This window comes from Anabaena sp. UHCC 0253 (assembly GCF_009712085.1).
Taxonomy (GTDB): Bacteria; Cyanobacteriota; Cyanobacteriia; order Cyanobacteriales; family Nostocaceae; genus Dolichospermum.
This window is the reverse complement of sequence record NZ_VILD01000004.1, coordinates 180,879-198,018: the sequence shown is the minus strand read 5'-3', so window position 1 is coordinate 198,018 and position 17,140 is coordinate 180,879. Positions and strand designations below refer to the sequence as shown.

At 35.7% G+C, this 17,140-nt stretch carries 24 protein-coding genes and 1 pseudogene; 7 read left to right on the top strand and 18 right to left on the bottom strand.

The annotated features are described in order from the left end of the window. Positions 1 to 9 precede the first annotated feature (9 nt). Positions 10 to 1,266, top strand: coding sequence for an MFS transporter (locus FJR38_RS12795; RefSeq protein WP_168537400.1), 1,257 nt, complete (start codon positions 10 to 12; stop codon positions 1,264 to 1,266). A gap of 135 nt (positions 1,267 to 1,401) precedes the next feature. Beyond that, positions 1,402 to 3,294, top strand: a complete 1,893-nt coding sequence (ilvB, locus tag FJR38_RS12790) for a biosynthetic-type acetolactate synthase large subunit (RefSeq protein ID WP_168494567.1) — start codon at positions 1,402 to 1,404, stop codon at positions 3,292 to 3,294. 69 nt (positions 3,295 to 3,363) lie between these two features. Here the strand turns inward: ilvB and FJR38_RS12785 are convergent, their stop codons facing one another. The 3 genes from FJR38_RS12785 to FJR38_RS12775 form a co-directional block, all read right to left on the bottom strand. Next, positions 3,364 to 3,702: a DUF5615 family PIN-like protein gene (locus FJR38_RS12785; RefSeq protein WP_168494566.1), complete on the bottom strand. Its 339-nt coding sequence runs from the start codon at positions 3,700 to 3,702 to the stop codon at positions 3,364 to 3,366. Continuing rightward, positions 3,699 to 3,923, bottom strand: coding sequence for a DUF433 domain-containing protein (locus tag FJR38_RS12780; RefSeq protein ID WP_027403705.1), 225 nt, complete (start codon positions 3,921 to 3,923; stop codon positions 3,699 to 3,701). Before FJR38_RS12780 ends, FJR38_RS12785 begins: the two co-directional genes overlap by 4 nt. Before the next feature lie 66 nt (positions 3,924 to 3,989). Beyond that, on the bottom strand, positions 3,990 to 4,190 hold the full coding sequence (locus FJR38_RS12775; RefSeq protein ID WP_168494564.1) for a hypothetical protein: 201 nt from the start codon (positions 4,188 to 4,190) through the stop codon (positions 3,990 to 3,992). A 119-nt stretch (positions 4,191 to 4,309) separates the two neighbouring features. Here FJR38_RS12775 and FJR38_RS12770 point away from each other — a divergent pair, with 119 nt between their 5' ends. Beyond that, positions 4,310 to 4,600, top strand: a complete 291-nt coding sequence (locus FJR38_RS12770; RefSeq protein WP_168494562.1) for a nucleotidyltransferase family protein — start codon at positions 4,310 to 4,312, stop codon at positions 4,598 to 4,600. Continuing rightward, a pseudogene (locus FJR38_RS29325) lies at positions 4,597 to 4,818 on the top strand (DUF86 domain-containing protein); the annotation flags it as partial. The gene FJR38_RS12770 and the pseudogene FJR38_RS29325, both read left to right, overlap by 4 nt. A gap of 200 nt (positions 4,819 to 5,018) precedes the next feature. Here FJR38_RS29325 and FJR38_RS12760 read toward each other — a convergent pair. The 6 genes from FJR38_RS12760 to FJR38_RS12735 all read right to left on the bottom strand — a co-directional run bounded on the left by FJR38_RS12760 (position 5,019) and on the right by FJR38_RS12735 (position 6,794). After that, on the bottom strand, positions 5,019 to 5,246 hold the full coding sequence (locus FJR38_RS12760; RefSeq protein WP_168494560.1) for a type II toxin-antitoxin system HicB family antitoxin: 228 nt from the start codon (positions 5,244 to 5,246) through the stop codon (positions 5,019 to 5,021). After that, positions 5,243 to 5,467, bottom strand: a complete 225-nt coding sequence (locus FJR38_RS12755; RefSeq protein ID WP_168494558.1) for a type II toxin-antitoxin system HicA family toxin — start codon at positions 5,465 to 5,467, stop codon at positions 5,243 to 5,245. The genes FJR38_RS12760 and FJR38_RS12755 overlap by 4 nt, the downstream gene beginning before the upstream one ends. A gap of 79 nt (positions 5,468 to 5,546) precedes the next feature. Continuing rightward, on the bottom strand, positions 5,547 to 5,774 hold the full coding sequence (locus FJR38_RS12750; RefSeq protein WP_168494556.1) for a type II toxin-antitoxin system HicA family toxin: 228 nt from the start codon (positions 5,772 to 5,774) through the stop codon (positions 5,547 to 5,549). Further along, positions 5,767 to 5,976, bottom strand: a complete 210-nt coding sequence (locus tag FJR38_RS12745; protein WP_168494554.1) for a type II toxin-antitoxin system HicB family antitoxin — start codon at positions 5,974 to 5,976, stop codon at positions 5,767 to 5,769. The genes FJR38_RS12750 and FJR38_RS12745 overlap by 8 nt, the downstream gene beginning before the upstream one ends. 109 nt (positions 5,977 to 6,085) lie before the next feature. Then, positions 6,086 to 6,307: a hypothetical protein gene (locus FJR38_RS12740; protein WP_168537398.1), complete on the bottom strand. Its 222-nt coding sequence runs from the start codon at positions 6,305 to 6,307 to the stop codon at positions 6,086 to 6,088. 277 nt (positions 6,308 to 6,584) lie between these two features. Further along, positions 6,585 to 6,794 (bottom strand): hypothetical protein, encoded by a 210-nt coding sequence (locus FJR38_RS12735; protein ID WP_168537396.1) that lies wholly within the window; start codon positions 6,792 to 6,794, stop codon positions 6,585 to 6,587. An 84-nt stretch (positions 6,795 to 6,878) separates the two neighbouring features. On the opposite strand from FJR38_RS12735, the gene FJR38_RS12730 reads away from it, so the two are divergent. Both FJR38_RS12730 and FJR38_RS12725 read left to right on the top strand, forming a co-directional pair. Then, on the top strand, positions 6,879 to 7,160 hold the full coding sequence (locus FJR38_RS12730; RefSeq protein ID WP_168494550.1) for a BrnT family toxin: 282 nt from the start codon (positions 6,879 to 6,881) through the stop codon (positions 7,158 to 7,160). Next, a complete protein-coding gene (locus tag FJR38_RS12725) occupies positions 7,141 to 7,401 on the top strand; it encodes a BrnA antitoxin family protein (RefSeq protein WP_254449449.1) in 261 nt (86 codons plus the stop codon). The genes FJR38_RS12730 and FJR38_RS12725 overlap by 20 nt, the downstream gene beginning before the upstream one ends. 218 nt (positions 7,402 to 7,619) lie before the next feature. On the opposite strand, the gene FJR38_RS12720 is transcribed toward FJR38_RS12725, so the two are convergent. The 6 genes from FJR38_RS12720 to FJR38_RS12695 form a co-directional block, all read right to left on the bottom strand. Continuing rightward, complete coding sequence (locus FJR38_RS12720) at positions 7,620 to 10,235, bottom strand: tetratricopeptide repeat-containing serine protease family protein (RefSeq protein WP_168537392.1); 2,616 nt, start codon at positions 10,233 to 10,235, stop codon at positions 7,620 to 7,622. Positions 10,236 to 10,372: 137 nt separating this feature from the next. After that, positions 10,373 to 10,876, bottom strand: a complete 504-nt coding sequence (locus FJR38_RS12715; RefSeq protein WP_254449448.1) for a COP23 domain-containing protein — start codon at positions 10,874 to 10,876, stop codon at positions 10,373 to 10,375. Between the two features lie 78 nt (positions 10,877 to 10,954). Then, positions 10,955 to 11,527 (bottom strand): DUF4351 domain-containing protein, encoded by a 573-nt coding sequence (locus tag FJR38_RS12710; protein WP_168494538.1) that lies wholly within the window; start codon positions 11,525 to 11,527, stop codon positions 10,955 to 10,957. A 15-nt stretch (positions 11,528 to 11,542) separates the two neighbouring features. Then, on the bottom strand, positions 11,543 to 12,067 hold the full coding sequence (locus FJR38_RS12705) for a COP23 domain-containing protein (protein WP_168537390.1): 525 nt from the start codon (positions 12,065 to 12,067) through the stop codon (positions 11,543 to 11,545). A 149-nt stretch (positions 12,068 to 12,216) separates the two neighbouring features. Then, entirely contained in the window at positions 12,217 to 13,542 is a 1,326-nt protein-coding gene (locus tag FJR38_RS12700) for a serine/threonine-protein kinase (protein WP_168537388.1), read from the bottom strand. Positions 13,543 to 13,835: 293 nt separating this feature from the next. Continuing rightward, positions 13,836 to 14,030, bottom strand: coding sequence for a hypothetical protein (locus FJR38_RS12695; protein ID WP_168494661.1), 195 nt, complete (start codon positions 14,028 to 14,030; stop codon positions 13,836 to 13,838). Between the two features lie 238 nt (positions 14,031 to 14,268). Here FJR38_RS12695 and thrC point away from each other — a divergent pair, with 238 nt between their 5' ends. After that, complete coding sequence (gene thrC, locus FJR38_RS12690) at positions 14,269 to 15,363, top strand: threonine synthase (RefSeq protein ID WP_168494532.1); 1,095 nt, start codon at positions 14,269 to 14,271, stop codon at positions 15,361 to 15,363. Positions 15,364 to 15,736: 373 nt separating this feature from the next. Here the strand turns inward: thrC and FJR38_RS12685 are convergent, their stop codons facing one another. From FJR38_RS12685 to FJR38_RS12675, 3 genes are all read right to left on the bottom strand, one after another. Further along, positions 15,737 to 16,321, bottom strand: a complete 585-nt coding sequence (locus tag FJR38_RS12685) for a Uma2 family endonuclease (RefSeq protein ID WP_168494530.1) — start codon at positions 16,319 to 16,321, stop codon at positions 15,737 to 15,739. A gap of 48 nt (positions 16,322 to 16,369) precedes the next feature. Beyond that, positions 16,370 to 16,558: a prevent-host-death family protein gene (locus FJR38_RS12680; RefSeq protein WP_168494528.1), complete on the bottom strand. Its 189-nt coding sequence runs from the start codon at positions 16,556 to 16,558 to the stop codon at positions 16,370 to 16,372. A gap of 68 nt (positions 16,559 to 16,626) precedes the next feature. Further along, entirely contained in the window at positions 16,627 to 17,085 is a 459-nt protein-coding gene (locus FJR38_RS12675; protein WP_168494526.1) for a hypothetical protein, read from the bottom strand. Positions 17,086 to 17,140: the final 55 nt, after the last annotated feature.

The following is a 17,140-nucleotide window of genomic DNA, read 5'->3' as shown; positions in this document are numbered from 1 at the left end:
AAGTATCTGATGTTTCCCACTGAACCTACCACTGTTAATAACGGTTTTACAGCACTGCTCAAAAACCGGGGTTTTATGCTCCTATGGATTGGTCAACTTGTTTCCCAACTGGCAGATAAGGTATTCTTTGTCTTAATGATTGCCTTACTCCAACTCTACTTACCTACTGATAATGTAGCAGGAGACGGACGCTTTTATTTGTATATGGCATTTACCGTTCCAGCCATGTTGTTTGGCTCGGCTGGTGGTGTTATCGTTGACCGTGTACCAAAAAAACTGGTTATGGTAGGTTCAGACGCAGTGCGTGGGGTATTAATGCTGTTAATTCCCTTCTTACCACGAGAATTTGCCATTCTGTTACTCTTCACCTTTAGCATATCCACCATCACCCAGTTTTTTGCCCCAGCAGAACAAGCTTCAATTCCGCTGTTGGTAAAAAGAGAGAGTTTAATGGCTGCCAATGCCTTATTTAGCAGCACAATGATGGCAGCATTAATTATAGGTAATGCCGTGGCTAATCCCATGTTAAACTGGGTGGAAAGCTTTAACAAAGGCTTTGGTAAAGAATTGGTAGTTGGCTGTTTATATATACTTTCTGCCTTGATTATGATGCCGATTCATTTTCAAGAACACAGAGATACTGATAAAACTACACCAGCAATTAATCCCTGGGCTGAATTTTTACAAGGACTGCGCTACCTCAAAAGAAATCGCCTAGTGTGGAATGCGATGTTGCAAATTGTGACATTATATTGCGTGTTTGCTGCATTGATAGAATTAGCAATTGGTATGGCAGCAAGATTAAACTTAGCACCAGAAGAATTTAGCTCTTTCGTGGCTGCGGCTGGAGTCGGTATGGTGATAGGTGCGGCTATTTTGGGACATTCTGGACATAGATTTCATCACAAACCTTTACCTTTAATTGGGTTTTTGATGATGGCATTTTCCTTGGGTTTGTTCATTTTTGTGAATAATCAACCCGTAGCATTAGGACTCTGTATTTTCTTAGGTGTGGGTGCAGCTTTTGTCAACGTGCCAATGCAAACTTTAATTCAGCAACAAACACCACCAGAAATGCACGGTAAGGTTTTTGGTTTTCAAAATCATGCTATTAATATCGCTCTCACTGCACCTTTATTAATTACAACAAAGCTAGTTAATGGCTTTGGTTTATCGGCAGTGTTATTGGGAATGAGTATAGTTGTTGGGGCTGTCGGTTTTTGGTCTTGGCAAAATACTCGCAGAGTATTGCAAGATGTGATCTAAAAACTGTACAATCTATAGTCTATTCTCAATGCTAATAAACGAAGCTTTCCCTACAATTGTGAGAATTTTTAAATTAAAATGAAGTCTTAAAGACAGAATTTAAGCGTTAATTTTAGCTATATTTTGAGGTTAACCGTGCGATCTTCTTCTCAAATCAGTCTCCCAAAATCTGAAAATAATCAGCAGTCTCCTGTTTCTAAATCGTCAGTTACCGCACCCCAACGGGCATCTGGCGGTTTTGCTTTGATAGATAGTCTCCTCCGTCATGGTGTTGAGCATATTTTTGGTTATCCCGGTGGTGCAATTCTCCCGATTTATGATGACCTCTATAAAATAGAAGCAACGGGTACGGTTCAGCATATCTTAGTCAGACATGAGCAAGGTGCATCTCACGCCGCTGATGGCTACGCCCGTGCGACTGGTAAAGTAGGAGTATGCTTTGGTACTTCTGGTCCTGGGGCAACTAACTTAGTTACAGGTATTGCTACAGCCTACATGGATTCTATTCCCATGATTGTAGTCACGGGACAAGTCCCCAGGGCTTCTATTGGGACAGATGCTTTCCAAGAAACAGATATTTACGGGATTACCTTACCCATTGTCAAGCATTCTTATGTAGTCCGTGATGCTAAAGATATGGCGCGGATTGTCGCTGAAGCTTTTCATATTGCCAGCACTGGTAGACCCGGACCCGTTTTAATTGATGTTCCCAAAGATGTAGCTTTGGAAGAATTTGATTATGTCCCTGTAGAACCAGGTTCAATTAAATTACCGGGATATCGTCCCACGGTGAAGGGAAATCCCCGCCAAATTAATGCAGCCATTCAATTAATTCAGGAAAGTCGCCGCCCATTGTTGTATGTTGGGGGAGGAGCGATCGCTGCTAATGCCCACGAAGAAATTAAACAACTAGCAGAATTATTTAATCTCCCTGTCACCACTACCTTAATGGGTATCGGTGCATTTGACGAACATCATCCCCTTTCCTTGGGAATGTTGGGAATGCACGGTACAGCTTATGCCAACTTTGCCGTTACAGATTGCGATTTATTAATTTGCGTTGGTGCTAGATTCGATGACCGAGTTACAGGTAAATTAGATGAATTTGCCTCTTTAGCTAAAGTCATTCATATTGATATTGACCCCGCAGAAGTCGGTAAAAACCGTGTTCCCGAAGTTCCCATTGTTGGTGATGTTAAAAACGTCTTAAAAGACCTATTACGGCGATGTAAAGACGCAAATACCAAAGCCACACCTAACCAAAACCAAGAATGGTTAAACTTAATTAACAGTTGGCGGCAAGATTATCCTTTAATTGTCCCCCATCATGCCGACAGCATTTCCCCCCAAGAGGTAATTGTGGAAGTCGGTACTCAAGCCCCCCAAGCATTTTACACCACAGATGTGGGTCAACATCAAATGTGGGCAGCCCAATTCCTCAAAAATGGACCAAGACGCTGGATTTCTAGTGCCGGTTTAGGAACAATGGGTTTTGGTGTCCCTGCGGCTATGGGTGTAAAGGTAGCATTCCCTGATGATGAGGTGATCTGTATCAGTGGTGATGCCAGTTTCCAAATGTGCTTGCAGGAGTTGGGAACATTAGCACAATATGGCATTAATGTCAAGACTTTAATCTTAAATAACGGTTGGCAAGGCATGGTGCGACAGTGGCAAGAAGCCTTCTACGGACAGCGTTATTCATCTTCTAACATGGAAGTCGGAATGCCTGATATTGAGCTTCTAGCACAGGCTTATGGCATCAAGGGGATGGTAATTACCAAGCGGGAAGAATTGGCAGATAAAATTGCCGAAATGCTCGCGCACAATGGACCAGTGATTGTGAATGTCCACGTTACCAGAGATGAAAACTGCTATCCCATGGTAGCTCCGGGTAAGAATAATTCGCAAATGGTTGGTTTGCCTAAGCCTATACCCAGAACCGCTGTTGAATCAATTTCTTGCAGCAATTGTGGGACACAAAACCTCCCCAGTCATAATTTTTGTGGTGAGTGTGGGACAAAGTTGTAGTTAGATTTTGTAGGGGTTTAGCGTTATGCTTTACCCTTACAGTAAAGCTCACTTTATTCTTCATCAGGATCAAGATTTATTGATTTCTACAATCATTTCTCCTTGGCGTAATTTTTCCAACGCATCATCTAAAGTGAAATTCAGAAGTTGACGCAAATTACGATTAGTCACATTTCCACAAGTTAACCAAATAATTTGCGGAGGTGTACCCAACCGACAAACCAGGTCAACAAAATCACTGTCTTTTGTCATAATTATCACATTAGCTATTTTTGCAGCTTCAAAAATATCAATATCTTTAGCATCACGTAAACCAATTTCTTTTAATGAAAATGCTTCGATAGTAAAAGTATTTATAATCCAATCTGCTAATGTTGGAGGTAACTGTGCATCAATCCAAATTTTCATGCTGTTAATCTAACAAAATCAGTACGTCTTGCAGCAAATATCAGACAAGCTTGAATATCTTCTAGTTCTAAATCGGGAAAGTCTTCTAAAATTTCATTTACACTGACATTTTCTGCTAACATTTCTAAAATGTCGCTAACTCTAATTCTCATTCCCCGAATGCAAGGACGACCTCCACATTGACCAGGTATTTGTGTAATACGAGTTAATAGTTCATTCATAATAATTAATTAAAGGTCATACTAAAAGATATTTTAGCATATTTTAGGTATAGCGATACAGCAATCTTATATTTTACTGGGTGTTCGTAGTCCATAAATCTTTTCTCTGTCTAAATATTCTTCTTTGATATCCAGTTTAAATGTAGGAAAATGATACTTACGTTTTTTGATGGGAATGATGACAATTTCCACTTCATCACCATTTTTTAAAGTGTCGGGTAAACTGTCTTGGAGAATAATAGTTTGATTTTGGATGTATCTTTTCATATTTTTCAAGGAGTTGAGGTAATATTGTTAGTATAATTTATTGTTGTCTGAAATTGACAAAATACTGTCCAATCTAATAAAATAGAGACGGTTAATGTTTTTAAAATAACTTATGGTTTATGGGAATTGAAGAATTATTACTACCATTTCGAGAAGAAATATTAAAAATTGCCACTAAATATGGTGCTTATAATATGAGGGTTTTTGGTTCAGTTGCTAGAGGTGAAGCAACACCAGATAGTGATGTAGATTTTTTAGTAGAATTAAAACCGCAAAGTAGTTTATTTGATTATATTGCCTTAATGCAGGATTTAGCAGCATTGCTAGGACGAAAAGTAGATATTGCTGAACCTGGCAATTTACATGAATTAATTAGAGATAAAGTATTAAGTGAGGCTGTACCGTTATGAAAGATGAGCGTTTATATTTAAGTAATATTCAAGAATGTATTGAACGAATAGAAGAATATACGAAAGCGGGTAAAGAGGAATTTATGCAAACCAAAATGATTCAAGATGCTGTAATTCGCAATTTTGAAATCATTGGGGAAGCAACAAAAAGATTATCACCTGAGTTGAGAAGTAAATATTCTGATGTTCCTTGGCAACAAATGGCGGGTTTACGAGATGTTTTAATTCATGATTATTTAAAGGTGAATCTTAATTTAGTTTGGCAAATTATTGAACATATTGATGGAAAAATTCTTCAGAATCCATGTTTTGTTGATTTTCATATATACTTAGTCGTTTAGTAACGGCAAATAAAGCATCTAATGGTGATGTATATTGAATAGTTTGTTTACGCATGGTTTTTTTGATGATAAATTAATCAAGCCACATTGGTTAATTGTTCTAAAGATTTAACTAGAGGTAAAGTTTTACCATCTTCTTGATATTCGGCAATTAGCATTTCTATAACTTCCTGAGCATTTTTAACAGCTTCCTCATAAGTATCACCATGAGTATGATATTTTTGAGTAGGAAATTCTGGTAAATGAACTAAATAACATTTATCTTCACTACTCCATTGAATAATTATGGTGTAAGGTAAATTCATTCTGCTGAATCCTCTTCTTGAATTGATTTTAATTTAGCTAATTTTTCGGTAACTTCTTTTTCTATATATAGTTTAGCATCATCTCCATCTTTACCAGATATGGTAATCGGATCACTAGGTAATAAAGGATGATACCACCGGGTATGACTTCCTTTTGCTGAACGATTAATAAACCCAGCTTTTTTGAGTAAACTTTTTAATTCTCTAATTTTTTTAGGCATTTTTCAACAGAAATCTTATATTTTTGTAGGTGCTAATAGTTCATCAATCTTTTCTTTGTCTAAATTAGAGATATACTTTTTAGAGATTTTCTATAAATTCTTCAGGTGTGACTTGTGCTTGTTTAAGAATACCGCTTAATGTACCTACTTTTAATTCTGGATGTAGTGGAACAACACAACCAACTTCACCATTAATTGTTTGTTTTTTCATGATTACATGACTACCTGTTTGTCTAATTTGATAAAATCCCAGACGTTCTAAAGTCCGAATTGCTTCTTTACTAGAAATTCGTGGTAATTTAGGCACAAGTAACCTCTATGCTAGTCACATATCTAGGAGAGGTTTCTGGTAAAGGAAATTCTTCTAAATAAAGTCGTGTTGCTTCTTTTAAACCTATTATTGCTTGTTCTATTGTTTCTCCTTGATCTACTGTACCAACTTCTGGACATTCAGCGATATACATATCATCTTCTTTGTAAACAATCACTGTAAAACTGTGAGTTTTCATAGGTCTTGTTATTGAGGTTTACATCTAGGTTTATTTTAACATTAATAATAGGGGTTTAGGATTGCTAAACTCTTACAGAATATCAATCATATTCAATGCTGTAATGGCTTTATTTTTCAGGAATAGCAGATAACAAACAACGTAAAGCACGATTCACTGCTTCTGAAGTTTGAAAAACTTGAGCAACATCAGGATCAAGAATTACAGTAATTTTATTTTCTGAGGTGGTAGCAAAACGATTAGGACGAGCTTTACTATAATCGAAATTATACTCTGGTAATAAATCATCAGCATCAAAATCATCTTGCTGATTAATTGGTGTTTTGTTCATAGTCTTATTTTTGATAAAATATTATCTGGTATCATAGGGTTTAAACCTTCAATATTCAGAAAATGTTTAATATTATATGTGGGGAATGATGACAATTTCCACTTCATCACCATTTTGTAAGGTATCGGGTAAACTGTCTTGGAGAATAATTGTTTGATTTTGGATATATCCTTTCATATTTTTGAATAATCTGATAAAGGACTCTTTTTTTGTACTCTATTATAACATAAAAGGTAGGGATTTAGGATTGCTAAACCCCTATAAACTATTGATATAATTAATCTTGCCAATTTTGTTTTGCTCTAGCAAAAATTTCCTCAATACTTTGATATTGATATATCGTTTTTGAGATTTCTACATAATCAGTAGGGGTTTTGTGTAGCAATGTTAAGAAACGCATAGCTGCTGATGAACCAAGAGATTCATATAGTGCTTTGATGCCTTTGATTTTAATTTCTGTATCATCCATGATATTATTGATTTCCATAGTTTTCATTATTCCTAATATAATCAATTGGGTTTATGATGGCTATTTATAACTCTAATTTATAATGGCATTAATCAATAAATTATGGCGTTACAATTTGAATGGGATGAAAACAAACGGTTAAATAATATTCGTAAACATGGTATTGATTTTGTAGATGCCGTAATTATTTTTGAAAATGACAATGTTATTATAGAAGATGATCGCTTTAACTATAATGAACAAAGATTTATTGCTTTAGGACTTCTTCAAGGATGGGTGATAGTTATTGTCTATACTGAACGTGAGGATATCATCAGAATTATATCAGCTAGAAAAGCCACCAAATATGAACAACGAACCTATTTTGAACAAATCGCTAACTGATTGGCAAAGATTAGAGACAATGGAAGACGAAGATATTGATTTTTCCGACTGTCCAGAGATTACCCCCTCTCAATTTGCCAAAGCAACAGTCCATCGTCGTACAAAATATATACCAAAAAAAGAACCAATAATGTTAAATATTGATAAAGACGTGATTGAGTGGTTTAAATCTCAGGGAGAATCTTATCAAAATCAAATCAATGATTTATTGAGAGATTATATGCAAACACACCAATCCTAATCTAATATTTCATAACTTAGAAACTAGCAAGATGGGAAGGTTTAGCTGCTGATGATGCTGCTTATCTATTATTGGCTTTGCGGTTAATTTTACCATTAGCAACTCTTGATTCTCGGTTGGCAGAAGCAGCTAGTTGTTGTGGTGTTAGTTTGGTTGTTTTTGATTAGTTTAACGCATTGGTAGAGAATAGAATGTCAATTCAGGGATGAGAATATAAGTTATAATTTAATTTCCTGTACTTTTTGGTATTCTTCGGTATTACCTTGTTGTTTATAAAGTTGTTTAGCAGTTTCTAAATCTTTAATCGCTTGTTGTTTATTACCTTTTAACCCATAACTAACTCCACGATTATGGTAAGCTTGCGTAAATTGAGAATTAATGGTAATGGCTTGAGTATAATCAGCAATAGCTAAATCTGTTTTTCCTTGTTTCTCATAAGCAACACCACGATTATAGTAAGCTTCTATAAATTGAGGATCAATGGTAATGGCTTGGGTATAATCATCAATAGCTAGATCCACCTTTTCCTGCTCAAGATAAACAACACCGCGATTATAGTAAGCCTTTGCAAATATAGGCTCAATAGCAATTGCGTCCGTAAAATCGGCAATAGCTAAGTCTATCTTTCCTTGCTGATTATAAGTGGCTCCACGATTAGTGTAAGCTTCTACAAATTGAGGATCAATAGTAATGGCTTGGGTATAATCATCAATAGCTAAATCCGTCTTTCCTTGCTTACTATAAGCGATTCCGCGACTATTGTAAGCATTTGTATTTTGGGGATAGATGTCAATAGATTGATTATAGTCATTAATCGCTTTATCATATTGCTGTAATTGAAGAAATATCTGTCCGCGAAGCGCGTAAAGCAAAAAATTTTCCTTTTTCTCTGTTTTTGCTTCTTCTATTCCTACAGACAAAGTGGATAAAGCATTTTGATATTCTTTTAATCTCTCTAGCATTAAACCTTTAACCAAGTATGATTGATAAAATGTAGGTTTCTTCTTTATTGCATAATTTATTATATCAATATATAAAATTGAATCATTTTTTCTTTTATTGTTAGTTTTTCTGATTGAATAATTAATAATTTTTAGAGTATCGTCATATTTTAGAGTATCATCATTCTGCTTTCTCTGAGTCACATTCCTTTTGATTTCTTCATACATAATATTTAGCATATCATCGTATTTTATCTTTTCAAATCCAATGAAGGCAACATTGTACAATGCTTCCCATAAGTCTGTATTTTTCTCTATTGCCTTTGTCATGGATATCATTGCTTCCTCTTTCTCTCCTATTCTCCATAATTTAACACCATAATTTAGCCATTCTTTATCAGTTACCTGTGTGAGTTCAGGTGTAGAAGGTTTAGGAATGTTTATTGAATTTACATCTTTTGATAAAGGATTTTTCTTGGATAGATTTAATTTATTTTCAGGCAATTTCCATAAAACCTGTTTTTGGTAAAAAATAAATCTTTGGATAGACAAACCTAAACTATATCCTAAAACATCTGTTACTGAAGCATTATGAATACCAACTAATCGCCCTTCTGTATCCCAAATTCCTCCCCCACTCATTCCAGGATATCCTTCATTAGTATATGCTAATTCATATCCTCTAGGTTGCGCCCAAATCTCTCTTCTCTCTGCATCTAGCATTTTTCCCACACTAAACAAAGAAGGATGATTTGATTCTTCCCCCTTCCAACCATAAAGAAAAACATACTGCTCTTTTAACTTATAATCCCCCAAAGTAGCAACTTGATAAACCTGAGAACTACGAAACTGGATAACAGCCATATCAAGTCCCTTTCTAGTGCGAATAGTCTGATTATCCACCTTATATACTTGTTTATCAGGTGCAACAACTTGATACTCCTGTTTATTTTCCACCACATGAGCAGCAGTTAACACATAATAAATATCATTATCCTTAGCAATAATTACCCCGCTACCAATACCACCATCAGCTTTTTTAATCTGCACCGAAGACTGTTTAGCAATATCTAAAACCTTAGCCGGAATACCCCCAATTTTCCTAATTACCCTCTCAGGAAACAAAGCTAAATCAGGTGCAGCTTCATCTACCAAATTAACCGCAATACCCCAACTATAATTACCCCATTCATTGAAAGTATTCTCATCCGGTTGTTCACCTTGTAAATAGCGAAAATCTGTTTGTAAAACCGGGTGGGCAAGTTTACTATTTATCCCCACCAAATAACCTTTTTCATTAATAATTGCTCCTCCACTCATCCCCTGTTGAATATCATTATTATAAGCTATTTGCTGTCCTTTAATTAACGGCTGATTTAAAAATAATTTCGCTGTACCTTTGGTAGTTTGCAAATTCCCTTTAACATATCCTCCAGCAAAAACCTTTTCCCCTAGTTTAATATCCTCTTCTCCTAAACCAGCAAATAAATAAGTGGTTTCACTGCTAAAAGTCAACTTAGCTAAATCATATAAATCATCTTTTTTATTATCTTGTCTATCTAATTTAGAAAATTCCACTTCATGAACTTGATTATCTGGAGTCACAACTTTCACAGATTTAGCATTTTCTATCACGTGAGCATTAGTGAGAACAGTATAAAAACCGTTTTGTTTTTTGATAATTGTTCCTGATGCGGTTTCTCTGTCATCAACTATAACTTTTACGGTAATTTCTTTTAAGATATTCTTTAATTCTGATTCTGATAATGTCCCTGGTTTGCGTGCGAATAGGGAAGAACTGCAACCTGTGATAATAATCGGAGAAGCGGGAAATAGGAGGAGGAAGAATAAGCAGAGATGGGATAATTTATAGAGGTTTTTAGATAATTTCATAGATGGTAATCCTGGTATTTGGTAAATGTTTGACCTCTCTCCAAACCTCTCTCCTACAAGGAGAGAGGCTTTAAATTTTATTGTTCGATGTTAATTATCATCAAATAATTGTAACACATTCACATCACAAGTTAAATTCATACCCATGTCGTTTGGTCTTTTACATGGAGAAATACTAAGGTGTGGTTTAGAATAATCATAAAAGACAGCCGTAAATTTTTTAGTTCCATATCAGGATCATCTGATTCTAAGAGTGTTAAAATCAAAGTATGACAATCTTTTCCTGTGGTGGTACATAAAGACTTAAATCTTTTATTATAATCATTTTCATCTTGTACATAACCCCAAGTTAAATGTTTCAAAGTTCCATTATCATAAGCAGTTTGCAATTTTGGTGTGACTTCTTCACATCTCCTTTGTGGAGGAAAACTAGCTTTTACAAAGTCGGTGCGTTTCCACACAATTAAATCTCGTATTTTGTCTTGGTATCTAACTTTAGTTACATAGTTATCATTAGTATCTTGTTCACAAGAGAAAATAATTTTTTCGCTTTTGATACATCCTGTTAATGTGATATTTAAAATGAATAGACTAAGCAACAATAACCATTGATAACTTTTCCTAAATAAGATATTCTTCATATTAAAAAATTACCTGTAATAGAAGCTTAAAATTTTCCAGTTCCCTCTCCTAAGAGGAGAGGGTTAGGGAGAGGTTTTTTATTGATTAGATTGATGTTGTTGCAACCAGTTTTCTAAATCTTGCAACACAGAAAAATCTAACAAATCTTCCGCTAATGTTTCTATTTGCTCTCTAGATAACTGTTCAATTTTTGGTACTAACTCTTGAGGAACTGTACCAAAGCGACGGTTTAATAGTCGCATAATAAGTTTTCTCGCTTCATTCTCTTGAGATTTTATCATCTCTTGGTAATTTCTAGATTTATTGTCTTTTTTATCTACCCATTTTTCCAAATCTTCCAAAGTTGAAAAATCTAAAAATTCTTCTCCCAATTCTTGTACATTATCTGTTGATAATTCCTGAAGTCGAATTGATAACAGTCGGGGAATTGTACCTAAGCGTTTATTTAACTGTCGTATTAGTAAAAATTTCACTCCTATCTCTATTCCTATTTCCATTCCTAATTTAACACCTAGATTAATTCCTAGTTCTGTTTCTTGTTTAATTCCTATTCTCTCTGCTAATCTCATTCCTAGATGAGTTCCCTGTTTTAAACCTTCATCTTTCCATTCTGCCATTGTTCTGGCTTCTTCACTCATTGCTGCTAACATAGGTTTTATTTCTCCTTATTTATTAAACACCTTGAAAATATCAACAGTACAAGTTAAATTACTACCATTTTTCACCGCACAAGAAGAATTTTGATATGCTTGGGAAGCGTCACCATTCAACACCGCAGTAAAAGCTTTTAATTCCACATCAGGATCATCTGATTCTAATAATGTTAAAATCAAAGTATGACAATCTTTTCCTGTGGGGGTACATAAAGATTTAAATCTTTTATTAGGATTATTTTCCGCTTCCGTATAACCCCAAGTTAAACTTTTCAAAGTTCCATTATTATAAGCAGTTTGTAATTTTGGTGTGACTTCTTGACATCTCCGTTGTGGAGGGAAACCAGCTTTTACAAATTCGGTGCGTTTCCACACTATTAAATCTCGCGTTTTGTCTTGGTATTTAACCTTAGTAACAGATTCTTCATTACTGTTTGTTTCACAGGAGAAAACAACCTTTTCAGGTTCTGGACACCCTGTTAATGTGAGGTTTAAAATGAGCAGAGTCGGAAATAATAGCCACTGATAACTTTTCATAATTGGGATTGTGTTGATACTGGATTATTGTCTGAATCAGGTGGTTATCGAGTTTCGACTCCGCTCAACTACCGCGAAGTCGAGATAATGTCCAGGATTAAAGGATGTACAGGATGAAAATAGGATGAATATGGGGATTTTATCACTAATTACTTATCTGTCACCCAAGCTTTAATTACATAATTACCACTTGCTGCTTCTGTTGATGTAATTTTAAATTGATAAGTACCCGGTTCTAATATAATAGAAGCAGTGAAATCATTATCTTTTATTCCTACATTGGGTACAGGATTAAAGTATTTATCATCTGGTTTGAGAATAGTGAGTTGTGGTTGAAAATCATTGCTGATTATTTGCACTGTTAAATATTGTCTTTTATCACTTTTAAACGTATAAACATCATAAGTTTTATCACTGGATAATTCTTTTTGATCTGATGATGTTAGTTGTCCTGATTTGGCTTTACCATCAGCTATTAGTTGATTATTAGATTTGGGTAATATGGAAATTACAGCCATAACTACACCGATAATGAGGATAATTCCTGAAATTGTGCCAAGAATTAATTTCCAGGGAAAAGGAGGTGGTGGAGTTGGTGGACTTGGTTGATTTCCTGTGAATGCTTGTAAGGCTGCTTTGGCATTTTGGAAGCGTTTTTGATAATCCTCACAAATCATTTTATTTAAAATATCAGCAAATTCTGGATTTACATTTGCTTTTGTTTGCCAATTTTCAGCTAATAAAGGTGTATAAGAAGGATCTTCTCCAGTGATAGCAAACACTCCAATCATACCAATAGAATAAATATCACTTGCAAAAGATACTGTCCCTAATAATATTTCTGGTGCAATATATCCTTTTGTTCCTCCCAAAATTGAACCTAATTTTGTGCCAGGAACAGTGACTTCTTTTGCTAAACCAAAATCAATAACTACTAATTTAGTATCGCTACTTCTGCGAATAATATTATCTGGTTTTATATCTCGATGAATAATTGAATAATCAGGATTATTTTGAATATATTCAAAAACTTCCAAAATCTCAATTAACAAATTTATAGTTTTTTGTTCTGATAATTTTTTGTTTTGTCTAACTTCTTGATTTAAAGAATGTCCTTCAATATATTCTTGTACATAAAATTCCTCTCCTCCTTCTTCAAATCGTTCATAAATTGTGGGAATTTGTTTATGTTCTTCTCCCAGTTTACCTAATGCTTGGGTTTCGATTCTGAAAAGCCTTAGATATTCTTGCCAATATTGATTTAATATCTCTTCTTGTTGCTGAATTGGCAAATTTTCAATATCTAATTTAGATGCTGTAGGTTTTTTGAGTTGTTTTAAAATCCGAATTGGTTGATTTGGGTGATTAGCATCTTTGATTTTATAAGTAATGCCAAAACCTGTATGATTAGATAAAAGATCGATAATTTTGTAACGATCTCTTAGCAAAGTTCCTATTGGTAAAATATTATTCATAATTATCTAAAATTTAATTGAGGAATAATAGGTTTTGGTATGTCAGCGGCTATGACTATAAAAGCAGCATAACTTGACAAAGTAGTGATGCGTATTAGCGGTAATGCTAAGTTCAAAGTGTTGGATTATATTACCAATACATCAAAATATGGTCATAGTATCAAAAAGTGTCAAACACAAAAGCCTACACTATCCGAATAGTGTAGGTAATTGACAAATCGAGTTAAATGTGCATTTTCCATAACCTGGCAGAGACGTTCCATGCAACGTCTCTACATGATTTTGAGGTAGGTCTATTGAAATGTTATTAACTTTTCTTGATCTTTTTCACTTCTGAGATTTTGCAATTGCTCTAAAAGGGAATCTACCTCTGCTTGCAAGTCCATAAATTTAACTTGCTGATCGTCTCGATAGTAAGCCTTCGTTAACTTCTTGACTAAGTTAGCGTGGGATTCGCATTCGGAAACACTGGATGACATAGTAGACATAGTTGTTTGCATTACAAACTTAACTCACACCGTTAGAGATAGTATAATATACTTATCTTAATCTTTGTTAAGATATTGTATAGTTTTCATCATATACTCTAATAGGTTACAAATGTAGTCATAAGGGACTCCGATCATGATGACGGTGTTCCAGAACTAACAAGAGACTGAAAAAGTGGGATACTTATACCCAAAGCATTCCCAATCCCAAATCCTTAATTAAGAAGTTTTGAATCCCGTGACTTTGAGCCTGTCTGCTGCTAAATCTCATTGCCAACCGTGGCCAGGGCTGATAGAAGCCTATCGTGAATACTTGCCTGTCAGCGAAAAAACCCCTGTGGTGACTTTGTTGGAAGGTAACACACCTTTGATTCCCGTGCCAGCGATCGCCGAACGTATTGGCAGACAGGTCAAGGTGTATGTTAAATATGATGGTCTAAACCCCACTGGTAGCTTCAAAGACCGGGGGATGACAATGGCAATTTCTAAAGCAGCAGAAGCAGGTGCTAAGGCTGTAATATGTGCCAGCACTGGTAATACTTCCGCCGCCGCCGCTGCCTATGCCAAACGCGGGGGGATGCGCCCCTTTGTGTTGATTCCCGACGGTTACGTAGCTTTAGGTAAATTAGCGCAAGCATTACTGTATGGGGCTGAAGTCCTGGCTATTCAAGGAAATTTTGACCGCGCCCTAGAAATTGTCCGGGAAATGGCAGATAACTATCCCATCACGTTGGTGAATTCTGTCAACCCCTACCGCTTAGAAGGGCAAAAAACTGGCGCTTTTGAAGTCGTTGATGTTTTAGGGAATGCGCCCGACTGGTTATGTATTCCGGTGGGAAATGCGGGAAATATCACAGCATATTGGATGGGTTTTTGTCAATACCATCAAGACGGTAAATGCGATCGCCTCCCAAAAATGATGGGTTTTCAAGCCGCTGGTGCTGCACCTTTGGTATATGGTCAACCGGTGGCACATCCTGAGACTTTAGCCACAGCAATTCGGATTGGTAATCCTGCTAGTTGGGATAAAGCGATCGCTGCCCAAACAGCCAGTCAAGGCAGTTTCCGGGCTGTCACTGATGAGGAAATTCTCGACGCTTACCGACTTTTAGCCTCATCAGAAGGAATTTTCTGTGAACCTGCTAGTGCTGCTTCTGTAGCCGGCTTGTTACAGGTAAAAGACGAAGTTCCCACAGGTGCAACTGTAGTTTGTGTCCTCACTGGTAATGGTTTGAAAGACCCAGATACAGCCATTAAACACAGTCACAGTCATTTTAAACAGGGTATTCCCGCAGATATCAAAGCTGTTGCTGAAGCAATGGGGTTTGAATAGACATCTGGTGAACAAGGTGTAGGGACAATTCATGAATTGTCCCTAACAAGGGTTTCAGGTTACGCATATTTAATTTTCACCAGATATCTAATATTTTTGGCGTTGCTGATTAAGGGTATGAATTTTAGTCTCACGCAAAGGCGCAAAGACGCAAAGGTAAGAGTTTTAAAGGTTCAATTTAGGAATTTCATACCTCAATTCAGCAACACCATATTTTTAAGTAGGTGAGCAGAAAAATTTAAAGGTATGTGAAGAAAAGTAAAATCGCCCAAAACTCTCTTCCTGTTCCCTGTTCCCTGCGATGCACTGAGCGAAGCCGAAGTGTTCCCTTGCCCCAACGACAATTTTTAACGCCAACCTACTTAATTGCTATCTATTGAACGAGAATATCACTTACCTTCATCTCAATTTCTGGAAATACTTCACTTTTAATCAAATCATCACCTGTATAGATAAATTCTTCATAAAAGCCTTCTACTAAAGATAAAACCGTAATTTTGTTCCGTACAGGATCGACAATCCAATATTCAGCAATTCCCCTAGCTGCATACTCAGAACGCTTGAAACGATAGTCTCGGACTTCATTTTCAGTACCAGGTGATACCACCTCTATTGCTATTAATGGTGGTGGCATATCATGGGTAATTGTTCCTCCTTTCGTAGTTTCTAAAGCAGTGCGACATTCTTCACCCAAGATTAATAAATCAGGGATTCTTACCTTAGCTCTACGCCCACTTACCTCAATCATAATTTCTTTATATCGTAATAAATGAAGAGGGACTATTTTACCCAATTCCAACAATAATCGCATTGATATATCAGAGTTAAAAATTGATTCTGGTGGCATTAAAACTAATTCTCCATCCACTAATTCATAGCGATTTCCAGTGCCATCATCATAGGTATAGTAATCTTCAAAGGAAAAATAATTGACTGGTGCTTTAGTAGTTTGAACCATAAATATAATTCCATTCGCTTAGTACATATTACTACCAAATTTAAGATATTATTGATCGTTACTTAAAAGCTCATTCAACTTGTCTTCAGTTAAACCACGTTCTTGAGCTTTACGTCCAATACTTTCTCTAAATTGTTGAAATTCTTGAATATTAATCCGAGTTATTCGTTGATAATCTTCAATAGACATAATAACTGCAAAAGCTTGGTTGGCTTCCGTGTCTGAAACAAATTGCATAATTTCACCTCTTTTGTTCTTATTATAGACAACTTTTCTATCGCATCTTGCCTATTAACTACGGTTAATTAACCCTCTGTATCCTTCTTCTCTGTTCTTGAACGTGCTAAACTGTCAATAGCATCCCCTAAAGCCGTAGTTAGACTTTTCCGGGTTTGAGCGTGGTTTTCTTGCTCAAGTTTTAAAGCTTGTAATAGACAATCACGTTCTTGAATAACTTCTAATAATTGGATTTGTAACTCTTCGATAGAACTAAATTGAGCAATTTGTTGCTGAATCGCTGTCGTGTTGTCACTACCTGGTTCAGTATTGATACCTGAAAATTTTTGTACTTCAGATTTTATTGCTACTATAGCTTCTTCGTGCTTCTTCGTATCTATCCGTCGTTGTTCCGCTTCTGTATTATAAAGCTGTCGCCATTTTTGCGAACTTTCCCAAGCTTCATCTCGCTCACGCTGAAATTGTGTCATCTGTTGTGTCAGAGACTGAATTTCAGCTAACCACTTTTGTGTTAAATCTTGAGTCATATCAGGTTTTTTAGGAGATGGGTTTAATACAACCAATAGAATAGTAAACTAGAAA